Here is a 12,788-nt window from a genome sequence, read left to right on the forward strand (position 1 = left end):
ATCATCTTTTTAGGGCTTGGGATAACTTAGCAAATAAAAACCAGCAGCGGTAGAGCAGCAATGCTAGGCCGTGCTGCACAATCAATCATGGCACTGACAAAGACTAGCGTCCCAATACTGCCCGTGGATCAATAGGGTTGCCATTTAAGCGTACTTGAAACTCCAGACCCACTTGATTGGTTTGGCCACTACTCCCCATATTGGCAATACGTTGGCCTCGCTGCACCGTGTCCCCTTCTTTAACCAAAAGCTGACTATTGTGAGCGTAGGCGGTGATATAGTTGTCACTATGACGAATCATGATCAGATTGCCATATTCAGGCAGACCGTTACCTGCATATAGCACTGTCCCTGATTGGCTCGCCAGTACAGGGTCGCCGATATTGCCAGCAAACCACATGCCCATCGTGCCAGCCGCCGCATCAAAGTTACGTGTCACCTGGTTGCGGCTCGGGTACTCATAGCCTGACGTGGCGTTTGCCGTGACTTCATAGACAGGGCTGGTGTTATTAGGTGTGCTGGTGACAGGCGGGTTGTAAGTAGGCTGTGGCCGTGTCTGAGCAGGCGCGTTATAGCGATTGTTATTGGCAGCATTTGGCTGTCCTTGCCAGAGCTTTAGCCATTGGCCACTATAGATGGTGTATTTGCTATCTAAGCCATTGATCGCGCCAATTTGACGATAGTTTAGGCGATAGCGGGCGGCGATTTGGCTGACGGTATCACCGCGCTGGACCAGATGGTAGTTAGGAACCCCTTGTGCGTTGGTGATGATCTTGGGCGCAGCTTGGTTTGCTGTCTGATAAGTAGGTTTGGTGGCACAGCCTACCATCGTTAGCGCAGCGGCGGCCATGCTACCAATCAACACCGACGTTGCAAGGTGCGATCCTGTGTTAAGCTTTTTCATACAAGGTTCCTATTCTTTCTCTCACTCATCAGTTTTTGTCTCATTGAGTGGTTTGTGTGCCACTCATACGTATTATGCTTTTTGGGTCATCTATCCTATGGCCACAGACCTCAGCTGTCTATGATTTGTGCTATTACTCTTGCCTTTATCGCCTCAATTATCTTTATAAGGCCAAACTCGACAACGTCTCTAACGCAGCTTTTGGCGCATGGTGTAATCGCACAGGTGATAGGCTGATATAGTTTTCGGCCACGGCTTTATCGTCGGTCATCACACCTGCCACCTCATAGGTTTGCTGGTATAAGGGGTTAAGCGCCTGACGATCTAGTAATCGGGTCGTTTCGTCACCCTCCTCATCATTTCGCACTGATGCGGCGTGGGCGTTTTTGCGTTTGCGTAACGACAGCCAATACGCATCTCGCCCGCGCGGATCTACCATGTGATGGACAGGGCGCGCAATCTGAGCATGGCCAAGCGTGGTGATTTTTCGGCCTTTTATCTCAGCACTACTGTGCACATCAGGAATATTAACGTTTAATACGTGATAGGGCAAACTTTTACACATCGACAAAATAGCGGTCTCACGAATGAGCTTGGCAATCTCTTCAGCAGCCACTTTATAGTGACTGGCATCCTCTTGCCCTCGTCGTTTGCCTGCTTTTTTTCCTTTGACACCGCCACCTACCAAAGAAGTGGCAATCGCGGGTATACCAAAAATCTGAGCGGTCAATGCCGCGCCAAAGGTACCAGAAAACAAGACATCTTGTCCCAAATTGGCGCCTGAATTGATGCCGGTGACGATACAATCAAAGTCCGTATCACGGTACAGCTCGTGCAATGCCAGATAAATACAGTCGGCAGGAGAGCCATTGACAGCGACAAAACCTGACGGCAACTGATGAGCATACAGCGGCTTTGAGACACTAAGCGAGCTTGCGCAGCCACTTTGCTCTTCGCTTGGGGCGACGACGACGACCTCACCGATGGTCGATAGTGCCTGAGCCAATGCCCATAGTCCTGGCGCGTGTACGCCATCATCATTGCTAAGTAAAAATCTCATATTTGCTCGTTGTTTTTGTCTTTGACCGTTTGTCTGCTTTTCAGCCTTTTTGTCATAATATTGCTATACTCGGCGCAGCATTGCTTAGATGATAGGCCATTATGAAAACGGTTGATTGGTAAAATTTATCGCCCAATGATACCTTCTTCCTTATACTTATAAATTGTGCTAACTCACTACCCATGGTAAAGATCATCAGCGCGCCCTGCTGGTATCGTAAGTAAAAGCGCAAAAAAGCAGAAGGGCAAAAATAAATGGCGATTATACCCCAATCATACACTGACGCACACATAGCAGACCAAACCATAGATGCAATAGATACAAATATGAAGGCTCACAGCCTACAGTATTCAAGGATTTACAGCTTTAGCAGAATTATCCTGAGCTATTTATGGCAGAGCGTCATACCGACAGTACAGATTAAATGATAAGCAAAAACTTGCCATTAGGTTACAATAGGCAACAACGCACTACAATACAAACTTATACTTTTAGGCGGACGTAACTTAGCTGACGATGCTGCTGATATGTTGCTGCAAGATGGCTTTGGCTCACAATATATCTACACATAAATCAATATTTTATGTGACTTTTGTTTTTTTACCCATTAACATATGACCATTAAATAAAGATAAGCGAGTGTAATACAGAATGAAAAATCAATCGATATTATCTATAGCTTCTGTGCTAGCGAAGACCGCGTCCAAGGTAGGTCTTGCAGGACTGATAACGTCTGTTGCCATGCTGTCTCAAGCCTCCTATGCGGCAAACAATGCTGCGACGACCATTCCTTTAGACATGTCTGGCATCAACATCACCAAGCATGAAATTGCCGTGATGCAAGTACTTTCAGAGATTTGCCCGCCGATGCTAAATGGCACGCAAAAACAGCGTTTTTATAAGTCTTATAACGTGCAGTTGCACGAGCTGATGCCGTCACTAGAAGATCCCAAAGCGGCGATTCAATACCTATCAACGCAGCAAGACTATCGCCAAATTCTCCAAGGCATCCGTAGCTGGACGATGGGGTTTTCTAAGCAAGACAACCGAGCGCTGTGCGAAGATTTGGCCAATGCTGAATACTAGTACCCCCTCATCACCACTGATGATAAGCATGAGAAAACAGACGATTTAAAAAAATAAACAAAAACGCACCACTGCGCTTTTGACGCCAAAATAATATTGATCATCAACGACAATAAAAAACGACACAAGCGAGCGTCCAGAGCGAGACAAAGCGTCAAGATTTTTAATGTTTTTCTGACGAGTGATAGATGACCTAAAAGCTTGCTGTATTGCCCTGACAGAAGATGGGCCATGCAGCAGGCTTTTTTGCAATCAAAGATTGCGCTGGGTTTGTTTTTTAAGATACCTTATAAATAGGTGAAAGTAGCCTGAGTTATGTGATAAACGCGACAAGCGATCATAGAGATAAGCAGGGCTTTTTATTTTTGGTGCGGCCTTATTTTTTGCAGTTATCGATTCCCCATCGGTTATCATTTTGCTAAGATAAGCCGTTAATTTTATGTCTGTCGCACCATCGTCACCACCATCATTAATCCTTTGTTTTTAAATATAATATTTAAGACATACGAAAAAATGACCGAGGTTTGGGGCGAGTCGCAAGCGGCAGATACATTTGGTTTTATGATGCGGTGTAACGATATATGACAGTAAAGCGTGTAAAAAATCAGCTGGTACAGCTGGTCGTTGGTGTAAGTGTTTCTATGAGTGCGATGATGGCAAATGCCGCCATTCAGCCACCCGAGATGGACAATACCGCCTATGTATTAATGGACTACAACACTGGTGAAATCTTGGCACAAAAAAACGCCAATGAAGCGCTACCGCCAGCATCTTTGACAAAAATGATGACCAGCTATATCATCGAGCAGCGCCTCGCCTCAGGCGACCTAAAAGAAGATGATCAGGTGCTGATGAGCCCAAATGCGTGGTGCCGCGGCAGTAGCAGTCAGTCTTGTATGTACGTCCCTGTCAACAAAACCGCCAGTGTCCTCGACATGCTGCGCGGCATCATCATTCAATCTGGTAATGATGCTTCAAAAGCCATGGCAGAGCATATCGCTGGTAGCGAAGCCTCGTTTGCCATCTTGATGAATGAGCAGGCAGAAAAGCTGGGCATGGAAAACACCCATTTTGTCAACTCGACAGGTATGCCTGACGAAGGCCATAGGGCCTCAGCGCTGGACTTGGCCAAGCTATCGCGTGCCATCATCAAAAACAGCGGCGACTACTATGGCTTGTATGCCGAAAAAGAGTTTACCTACAATGGCATCACTCAAGGCAACCGCAACGCCCTACTAGCGACTGACCCCACGGTCGACGGTCTAAAAACAGGTCACACAGACGCTGCAGGCTACTGCTTGGCCGCCTCGAGCAAACGTGATGGCATGCGTCTGATTTCTGTGATCATGGGCACCGAAAGCCCACAAGCCCGTGCCGACCAGTCGCGCGAGCTGCTCAACTGGGGTTTTGGGCACTTTACCACCGTCACCAAAGCACCTGCTGGGCAGTTTGTCAGTAAGGTACCTGTCTGGTTTGGCGAAACTGACGAAATTGAGCTGGTCACAGGCGATAACTTGCAAATACTGACCAGCAAGACACAAAAAAACAAAATCACCACCGTGGTCGACATCCCCGAAAGCTTAGAAGCTCCCATTAAAAAAGGACAGAAGATCGGTAAAATGATGGCGGTCATCGACGGCAAAGCAGTGGCATCCGTGCCTATTATTGCCACCAGTGACATCGAACAATCAGGATTTTTGAGCCGCACTTGGCAGCGTGTGGTTCGCTGGGTACAAAGCTTTTTTTAAGCACTTGTCATAACTTATATACAAAAAAAGACGCTCATCTATCGGAGCGTCTTTTTTTGTTTGCATAAAATCAAGGCTTGTTGTATCAAAGCTTGTGGTAATGGCAAGGTTTATGATATCCAAGCTATCAAGTATGTCTTATCAAAGTCATCTCGCCATATAAGTCATCTCGACATATCATGTCCAAACGAGCCAGCGTTTTATCAAATCACTCAATCCTTTATCACTATACGTCACCATGTGGCAATAGTCGACACCAGCGGCTTTTAGCCCATGCTCAAAGCTCTCTAAACTGCGCACGTGGTGTTTTGGATACCAGTATATCAATAGCGCCCGATGGGTGATATCAGTGTTTTCTATCTGACGAATACGGGTGGCCAATGCCTCTGCCCTCGCTGGATACACGTCCTCTGCAAACATCACTATGTCGATTTTTTTGTGACGTATCTCATCTAGCGCCAGCTGATCATGCTGATGGCAGCTCACCTGCGCGCCCAACCGCTCAAGCTCTTCCACCAAAAATCCCGCTTCATGATAATAATAGTAAATAATACTCAGCCCCGCCAGCACTTGCTGCTGATGAACTTGCTGCTGGTTGGGTAGTGGAATGGTCAAGACAAACTCTGTACCGACGCCCAGCGCACTATCGACATTGATGCTCGCTCCCATCAGCTGGGCCATTTGTTTGACGACGGGCAAGCCTATCCCTGAGCCTTCGTATTGCCGCGTTTGTGATGAGTCTACCTGAAAAAACGGATTAAAAATATCGTCGATGTGATTGTTATCGATGCCGATGCCCGTGTCTTTTACGCTAATCTGCCAGCGATTACTTTTATCAAAATGCGTGAGCTGCGAAGTAATGATGACCTGCCCCGCTGAGGTAAACTTAATGGCGTTACTTAGCAAAATCGAGAGTATTTGCTGTATCTTTTTTACATCACCTTGTAGGCCATAATCTATATGATGCACTTGGCTAATCAGCTCTAAGCCCTTACGTTTAGCGACAGGCTCAAACTCTGCCAACAGATCAGCGATCAGCTGTAGTGGGTTAAACTCACTAAGATGAATGGTCATCTGACCTTTTTGTATCTGATTCAACTGAATGATATGCTCAAGCGAAGACACCAGCTTATCACTGCCACTACTGATGATATCGACCGCGTCTTTTTGCTCTCGGCTCAACGTTTCATAATCTAGCAGCTGTAAACCGCCGACAATGGCATTTAATGAGGTTTTTAGCTCGTGAGTTATCATGCTCTGAAAATTATGCAGCTGCACATCGAGCGATACATCCTTGCTGTGTAGCTGCTGTTCAAAGATCGCCACCGCTTCATAGTCTTGTTTGACGTCTTGCAAGCGTTTAAACAGTACAATCAAAGCTTGCTTAATTTGCGCCAGCTCCTGAAAATTAAAATGCTGAGCGATAACGGGCAATTTTTCCAGCTCAGGCGTCCTAATGATGATGTCGCATACTTCAGTGAGCGCGTCCACATCCCTAATCGGCCAGTTGAGCTTACGTAAGATATACAGCGCCCAGACCACAGCCAGCAAAATCGTAATCAGCCACAATAAAGCATTGCTTTGAAACCAACTTGCGCGCAGTTTATTGACATCTAAGGTGATATTAATATAACCGACCAGCGTACTATTGGCATTTTTTGTGGTGCTTGAGGGCGCCGCCGCGCCTGACGACTGGCGCGGTAAACCATCAGCATCAGAGGGCGTAGCGGGAATAGTGAGACTGTCTGGTTGCAAATCATTACTGACGACTGGGTAATTAAAGCTGACCGTATCGGCAAACAGGGCATTTTTCCAGTCGCCTCTAGATTGATGGGTATCGCTGATAGGCTGAGGGGTTGAGTAAAATAAAATACTCTGAATACTTGGCTCGTTTTCTAATAAAAAGGCAACTTGCTCCGCTACGATATCTGCCCCTTCTGCTGTCGAGGCGCTGGCGGTCAATACCGCGGCAAGCTGATCTATATGCCGATGCGTTTCTTTGTAATGATAAGTCAGGCCATAGACAAAAGATAATACAAACCCTGCCAACACAGCCAGCGTAATGGCCTGTACGACAGAGCGCCAGATAAGCATAGGAATGGTGCGAGATCGAGGGCTGTTCATATCACTCAACAAAGCCAGGACAACTTTTTATTCATACTACAGGTATTTTGCAGAAGTGATAAGACAAACATGCAGATATTTTTGGGCAAGTCGTGTCAACATCGACACACTGCCTTTTGTAGTATCGTTCACCTACTCTAAAATAGGTACCGTCCTACTGGCATAAAGTGTGCCAATTTTATATTGGATTGGCTATATACAACGAGGTGAGGATAAAAACAGCGGCGCAGCACTATGCCGCCTTATCATGCCAACGCTACAAGCGACATCATAAAGCGACTGGTGCGTGCCCTTACCATTGACAAGTTAGCCATTAGCAAGTTAGCGAGGTTTTTTGTCTTTGGTGGTGAATTTTTTTGCCCGATTGCGCTCACGTTGGCGTAGCTGCTGCGCTTTTGCTTTCGTCGGCGTGTCGCTTTTATTGGCATAAGGGTTGTCATTTTGTCGAAAGATGACATTCAGCGGTGTGCCTTCAAGCTTAAAGACTTGACGAAATTGGTTTTCAAGGTAACGCTGATAGCTCTTCGGTAGCGCACTGGTTTGGTTACCGTGAATGACGATGACCGGTGGGTTGTGACCACCGATATGCGCATAACGCAACTTGATACGGCGACCTGCGACGGTCGGTGGTGGGTTGGCTGTCACAGCGTCTTGCAATATCTGCGTCAAGCGATTGGTCGATACCTCAAACATAGATGACTGATAAGCGCGCAAAATCGACGGGTATAAGTTGCCCACGCCGGTACCATGTAGCGCTGAGATCAGGTGCACTTTCACAAAAGGAATAAAGCTAAAGCGGCGATCCATCTCAAGCTTGATATAGTCTTTTTGGTCTTGGCTGAGGCCATCCCATTTGTTTATCGCGACCACCAGCGCCCGGCCTGCATCGAGCGCATAGCCTATCATATGCAAGTCTTGATCGACGATGCCTTCTTGCGCATCGATGACAATCACCGTCACGTTGGAGTCTTCGATGGCTTGTAGGGTCTTGATAACGGAGAATTTTTCTACTTTTTCATCGATTTTGCCGCGGCGGCGCACGCCTGCGGTGTCGATAAGGACATAATCCTTACCATCTCGTTTATAAGGAATATAAATACTGTCGCGCGTGGTGCCTGGCATATCAAACACCACCACCCTATCTTCGCCAAGCAAACGGTTGACCAAGGTTGATTTGCCGACATTTGGACGACCGATAATGGCAAGTTTTAAGCCATTTGGTTCGACGACGTTTTCTTGCTCAGGCATATCAGCGGTCAGCACTTCTAGCAAGTTACCGACACCGCGGCCGTGGCTGGCAGCCATCGGATACGGCTCGCCCAAACCAAGCGCATAAAACTCCGCAGGCGCGGCATCATGGACGCCATCGACTTTGTTGGCGACCACATAGACAGGCTTACCCAATGTATGCAAAAACTTACCAATCTCAGCATCAGCACCAATCATTCCAGACCGCGCATCCACCACAAACACGATGATATCTGCCTCATGGATCGCTGTGTGCGATTGCTCAGACATATAGTCATCGATATTGCCACTGCCATCGTCTGCCTCACCGATACCGCCCGTATCGACAACGATGAACGATTTGTTTTCGTAGGTAGCATCGCCGTACTGACGGTCACGCGTCAGCCCCGACATATCAGCAACCAATGCCTGCCGACTTTTTGTAAACTGGTTAAATAAGGTGGATTTACCGACGTTTGGACGACCAATTAAGGCGACCACAGGCTTGATACTCATGGGTTACTCTCAGTGAAAGGCACAATGGCAGACCGTACAGCGACTAAAATCATAGTCGCAAATATTGTTGTACGTGACCGCAAATTAATATAAATGATAAAACGACAGCAGATACACTCATCAACCCTATAACATCGACTCTATAGTAAGCAAGCCTACAGTGATGATTATATCTCTCAGACATCATTTTATCGGATCTATCAAATGATGGCGTCTATATGGTAAACCTACCGCATATCGGTCGCATAGAGTACGCGAAAGCCTGCGTTTAAACAAGCAGTTTACAACCAAGCACAAAACGCTGACCTAGCAGCGTGAGTGATAATAGTAGTGATCGTGATGTCAAACCGCAAGTCTGATAGCCAATGACTGACTGATAATAATATCACGACTCATCAGCTGCCGCGCGGCACAGCCTATGATACTTAACGCATCAGCTGCCAGATAGCCACTTGACCTGTAGCGCTCTGCGTTAGCAAACGACTTCCTTGTACTTGCAAGTTGGTCAATGCCCCTTTGGTCTGTACACGGCTGATGATTTGACCATTGGCAGGGTTGAACAAATGCACCACACCTTCTAAATCACCGACCGCGATATAATCACCAATCATCACAGGATTGGTCAAGTGACGATATGCCAGCTCATCGCTCTCCCAGAGCATCTCGCCATTGCTGCGATCATACGCGACCACTTTACCATCTAGGCTGGTGGCGATGACTTGCTGATTATTGACAGCAAGGGACTTGAGGCTGGCAAGCTCATTGACAAATAAAACCTGACGCGAGGCCAAATCAATACCTAATAGCTGACCACTATAGCTGATCGCAAACAGCTGGTTTTGATCAACGATAGGCGTGCCATCGACATCGCTCATACGCTCAACTTCGCTGCTGCCCATACCGACACCGACGCGTCTCGACCACTGCGGCAGACCACTATCAACCGTCACCGCATGCAGTCGGCCATCTGCGGTCGCCAGCAGCGCAGTCTTGCTGTCGAGTAAGGTTGGTGCGGCGCTACCACGTACACTGATGGCAGGCACTTGGGTGGCAAACTGCCATACGGACTGGCCGGTTTGTAGAGATAAGCCGTACAAAAACCCATCATTCGCTGACAAAATCACACGATTATTACTGACCAAAGCCGGCGTCAATACCGACCCTGATAGCTGCTGCTGCCAGCGTTTGGCACCCGTTGTACTATCAAACGCCATCACCTGACCGCCGCGTGTGCTAATGATTGCCGTTTGGCTCAAAGCATCTACTGTCACGCCGCCGGTGATTTGATCACCGACATTGACTGACCACAGACGCTCGCCTGCATTATCAAACCCTATCAAGTCGCCACCGCGTGAGGCTACGACCATTTGACCATTGGCATAGCCAACTTGTAGCGCCAAAGGATCTTTTTTGCTGGCTTTTTTATTGCCAACGTCTGCGCTAAAGACAGGCTGTAGCACAGTGACCGGCTCTGCGATTTGCACCAAATCGACAGGATCATTGACGACAGGCTTGATACCGCGATTACACCCAATCACTGCAGTGCTCATTACTGCCAGTACGGCCACATGCATGACTGTCTTTTTGATAATATTGGCGGTTGACATGTTGCTCGAGCGAATGGATTGAGTCATCATAGGTTCTCACTACAAAAATTATTATGAATTAGTGGATTGGGCGGTCAGTCTGTGGCTCATCCATCAATGATCTGCTCACAGTGTTGCTTGGTTTTAATTATCTCGGTGACTGTTATAAATTTTTTAATAGATAACAGCCTCTTATCAGCTCTGCTCTCACGATCAGCCCACTGGCCGCCAATCTAGCATATAGAATTCTGTTGGTACTGCCTAGGGTACTGATAAAACATCAGCGCTATTATTCGTTAATAGCGCCTAATACAATACCACTACTGTGTAACTTCGGCCGGTGCGCTCTCTACCACTGGTCGCGGCTCAGATATCGCAGGCGCTGGTACAACAGGCTCTTGGATCAGACTGGCTTGCGCCTCGATAGGCTCAGGCATTACCCCCAAGCTCTCCATCTTCAATGCCAATACTGCACGCATTTCTTGACGCTCACGTAACAGCTCCCACGCATTATTGTAAGCGTTGATGGCCAAATCTTTATCGTTTTGTGCCAGATAGATATCGCCTAGCAACTCTTGTTGACTGGCTTCAAATGAGCTTGGCATGTCCTGTTTGGCTTCTGCCAATGCGCCCTCAGCATCGCCTGCTGCCAGTAGCGTGTTGGCATAACGTAGACGGGTGATGGCGCTTAGGCCAGCATCGCCCAAGTCAATGGCCAATGCTTGCTTCAGGGTGTTTGCCGCGGCGGTAAATTCGTCACTATCCACTTGATGACGGGCTTTTATCATCAGTGCTTGCCACGCATAGACTGACTCGCCGTGGGCGGCAACCAATGCGTCGATATCTTTATCAAGTTGTGTACGGCTTTGTGCCAGCGCTTCTTGCGCCTCAGCTTCCAAATCTGGGTTTTGCGCCGCCAGACTGATTTCTTCGTTGAGCCGTTGGATATCCGCGTAGTGATCTGCTGCGACTGTATCGACGCGCGCATGGTTATTTTGCCAATATGTCCAACCAAAATAAGCGGCCAATGCCAATAAAATCGCAGTGACGATATAACTGCCATACTGCTTTAACGCGTCCATGGAATTGTCTGGATTTGGCGAATTGGGTGTCAAAGCCATAAAGGATTACCTAATAAAAGTGTTATAAAAATACTGAGGCGAAAGCCGTTATCGATCTATTAATTGATCGACTAATCGATCGACCCATTCATCATTGGCGCGAAAAATTGTCTGCATTCGATAGCCAGTCTTGCGAGACACTACGCTGCTCGCCTGTCTGCATGTCTTTGATACTCACCAGATTGTCATCGAGCTCTTGCTGAGCAATGATCACCGTGAGCGCGGCCCCTGATTTATCCGCCTTTTTCATTTGCGCTTTTAGACTGGTGGCACTTGCCATCTTGACTCGGATATCTGGACGCTCATAACGTAGGTTTTGGGCATACTTGATACCCGCGCTATAGACTTCTGGATGAGCGACCACAAAGACATCGCAGGCCGAAACGTCTGCCATCGGCGCGACCGCCTCTAGTAACAATAATAAACGCTCAAGCCCCATGGCAAATCCAACGGCAGGCTCAGACTTAGCAGGTTTACTGCCGTCGGTACCGACAGACTTTAGCTGACCAATCAAACCATCATAACGACCACCTGCACAGACGGTGGCTTGGCTACCTAGCTTGTCTGTCACCCATTCAAAGACGGTCTTATTGTAATAATCCAGACCGCGTACCAGATGCGGATTGATCTCAAAATCGATACCAAGCGCGGTCAAGTATGCCTGCACTTGCTCAAAGTGCGCCATGCTCTCCGTACCCAAAAACTCAGCCAGCTTTGGCGCTTCTGCCAATAACGCTTGCGTACTCGCCTCTTTGCTGTCTAAGATACGTAGCGGGTTGGTCGTCAGACGGCGCTTGCTGTCTTCGTCAAGCTGATCTTGTTTGTCGGTTAGATAAGCGACTAGGGCCTCACGATAAGCATGGCGCTCGTCGATTTCACCCAAGCTGTTTAGTTGCAAGCGCATCTCGTCTTTGAGACCCAGCGCTTGCCACATCAGATGCGTCATCGCGATCAGCTCAGCATCGGCATCGGGCAGCGCACTACCGAAGCTTTCGACCCCTAATTGATGAAACTGACGATAGCGGCCTTTTTGCGGGCGCTCATAGCGAAACATGGGGCCGATGTACCATAGTTTGGGCGTATCACCGCGCAGTAGATTGTGCTCGATCACAGCCCTTACCGCGCCTGCGGTGCCCTCTGGGCGCAAGGTCAAAGGAGTGGGCGGCTCAGATTTATCGGCAAAGCTATACATCTCTTTTTCGACGATGTCGGTGGCCCCGCCAATAGCACGGGCAAACAAGTCAGTCTGCTCGACGATAGGCAGACGAATATGCTCATAACCGTACCTACCCAGCACATCCGCCAATATCGCTTCTAATTGTAGCCATTTTGCCGATTGGGTAGGCAAAATATCATTAAACCCTTTGATAGCTTTGATCATGGTACGGTCATATCCTTAAATTTCTCACAAGTTCT

9 protein-coding genes are annotated in these 12,788 nt (G+C 47.8%); 2 read left to right on the forward strand and 7 right to left on the reverse strand.

Annotated elements, in window-relative coordinates:
• Positions 1 to 103: 103 nt before the first annotated feature.
• Entirely contained in the window at positions 104 to 904 is an 801-nt protein-coding gene (locus R0I52_RS00480) for a LysM peptidoglycan-binding domain-containing M23 family metallopeptidase (RefSeq protein WP_317052694.1), read from the reverse strand.
• Positions 905 to 1,067: 163 nt separating this feature from the next.
• Complete coding sequence (gene surE, locus R0I52_RS00485) at positions 1,068 to 1,964, reverse strand: 5'/3'-nucleotidase SurE (RefSeq protein ID WP_317052695.1); 897 nt, start codon at positions 1,962 to 1,964, stop codon at positions 1,068 to 1,070.
• Positions 1,965 to 2,615: 651 nt separating this feature from the next.
• Between surE and R0I52_RS00490 the strand changes: the two genes are divergently transcribed.
• Together R0I52_RS00490 and R0I52_RS00495 are read left to right on the forward strand one after the other, a co-directional pair.
• Positions 2,616 to 3,050, forward strand: a complete 435-nt coding sequence (locus tag R0I52_RS00490; protein ID WP_317052696.1) for an MCR_0457 family protein — start codon at positions 2,616 to 2,618, stop codon at positions 3,048 to 3,050.
• Positions 3,051 to 3,631: 581 nt separating this feature from the next.
• On the forward strand, positions 3,632 to 4,798 hold the full coding sequence (locus tag R0I52_RS00495) for a D-alanyl-D-alanine carboxypeptidase family protein (RefSeq protein WP_317052697.1): 1,167 nt from the start codon (positions 3,632 to 3,634) through the stop codon (positions 4,796 to 4,798).
• A 177-nt stretch (positions 4,799 to 4,975) separates the two neighbouring features.
• On the opposite strand, the gene R0I52_RS00500 is transcribed toward R0I52_RS00495, so the two are convergent.
• From R0I52_RS00500 to hisS, 5 genes are all read right to left on the reverse strand, one after another.
• Entirely contained in the window at positions 4,976 to 6,922 is a 1,947-nt protein-coding gene (locus R0I52_RS00500; protein WP_317052698.1) for a HAMP domain-containing sensor histidine kinase, read from the reverse strand.
• 321 nt (positions 6,923 to 7,243) lie between these two features.
• Positions 7,244 to 8,665, reverse strand: a complete 1,422-nt coding sequence (gene der, locus R0I52_RS00505) for a ribosome biogenesis GTPase Der (protein WP_075101512.1) — start codon at positions 8,663 to 8,665, stop codon at positions 7,244 to 7,246.
• A 425-nt stretch (positions 8,666 to 9,090) separates the two neighbouring features.
• On the reverse strand, positions 9,091 to 10,299 hold the full coding sequence (gene bamB, locus R0I52_RS00510; protein WP_410524017.1) for an outer membrane protein assembly factor BamB: 1,209 nt from the start codon (positions 10,297 to 10,299) through the stop codon (positions 9,091 to 9,093).
• 272 nt (positions 10,300 to 10,571) lie between these two features.
• Positions 10,572 to 11,333 carry a YfgM family protein gene (locus R0I52_RS00515; protein ID WP_317052700.1) on the reverse strand — a complete coding sequence of 254 codons (762 nt, stop codon included), beginning with the start codon at positions 11,331 to 11,333 and terminating at the stop codon, positions 10,572 to 10,574.
• A 130-nt stretch (positions 11,334 to 11,463) separates the two neighbouring features.
• Complete coding sequence (gene hisS, locus R0I52_RS00520; protein ID WP_100749132.1) at positions 11,464 to 12,753, reverse strand: histidine--tRNA ligase; 1,290 nt, start codon at positions 12,751 to 12,753, stop codon at positions 11,464 to 11,466.
• Between the last annotated feature and the right edge of the window lie 35 nt (positions 12,754 to 12,788).

The organism is Psychrobacter sp. CAM01, assembly GCF_032842965.1.
GTDB classification, from domain to species: domain Bacteria; phylum Pseudomonadota; class Gammaproteobacteria; order Pseudomonadales; family Moraxellaceae; genus Psychrobacter; species Psychrobacter celer.

Coding starts and splice junctions, on each gene's coding strand:
- R0I52_RS00480 (WP_317052694.1), bottom strand. CDS start 904: ATGAAAAAGCTTAACACAGGATCGCACCTTGCAACGTCGGTGTTGATT.
- surE (WP_317052695.1), bottom strand. CDS start 1,964: ATGAGATTTTTACTTAGCAATGATGATGGCGTACACGCGCCAGGACTA.
- R0I52_RS00490 (WP_317052696.1), top strand. CDS start 2,616: ATGAAAAATCAATCGATATTATCTATAGCTTCTGTGCTAGCGAAGACC.
- R0I52_RS00495 (WP_317052697.1), top strand. CDS start 3,632: ATGACAGTAAAGCGTGTAAAAAATCAGCTGGTACAGCTGGTCGTTGGT.
- R0I52_RS00500 (WP_317052698.1), bottom strand. CDS start 6,922: ATGAACAGCCCTCGATCTCGCACCATTCCTATGCTTATCTGGCGCTCT.
- der (WP_075101512.1), bottom strand. CDS start 8,665: ATGAGTATCAAGCCTGTGGTCGCCTTAATTGGTCGTCCAAACGTCGGT.
- bamB (WP_410524017.1), bottom strand. CDS start 10,299: ATGACTCAATCCATTCGCTCGAGCAACATGTCAACCGCCAATATTATC.
- R0I52_RS00515 (WP_317052700.1), bottom strand. CDS start 11,333: ATGGACGCGTTAAAGCAGTATGGCAGTTATATCGTCACTGCGATTTTA.
- hisS (WP_100749132.1), bottom strand. CDS start 12,753: ATGATCAAAGCTATCAAAGGGTTTAATGATATTTTGCCTACCCAATCG.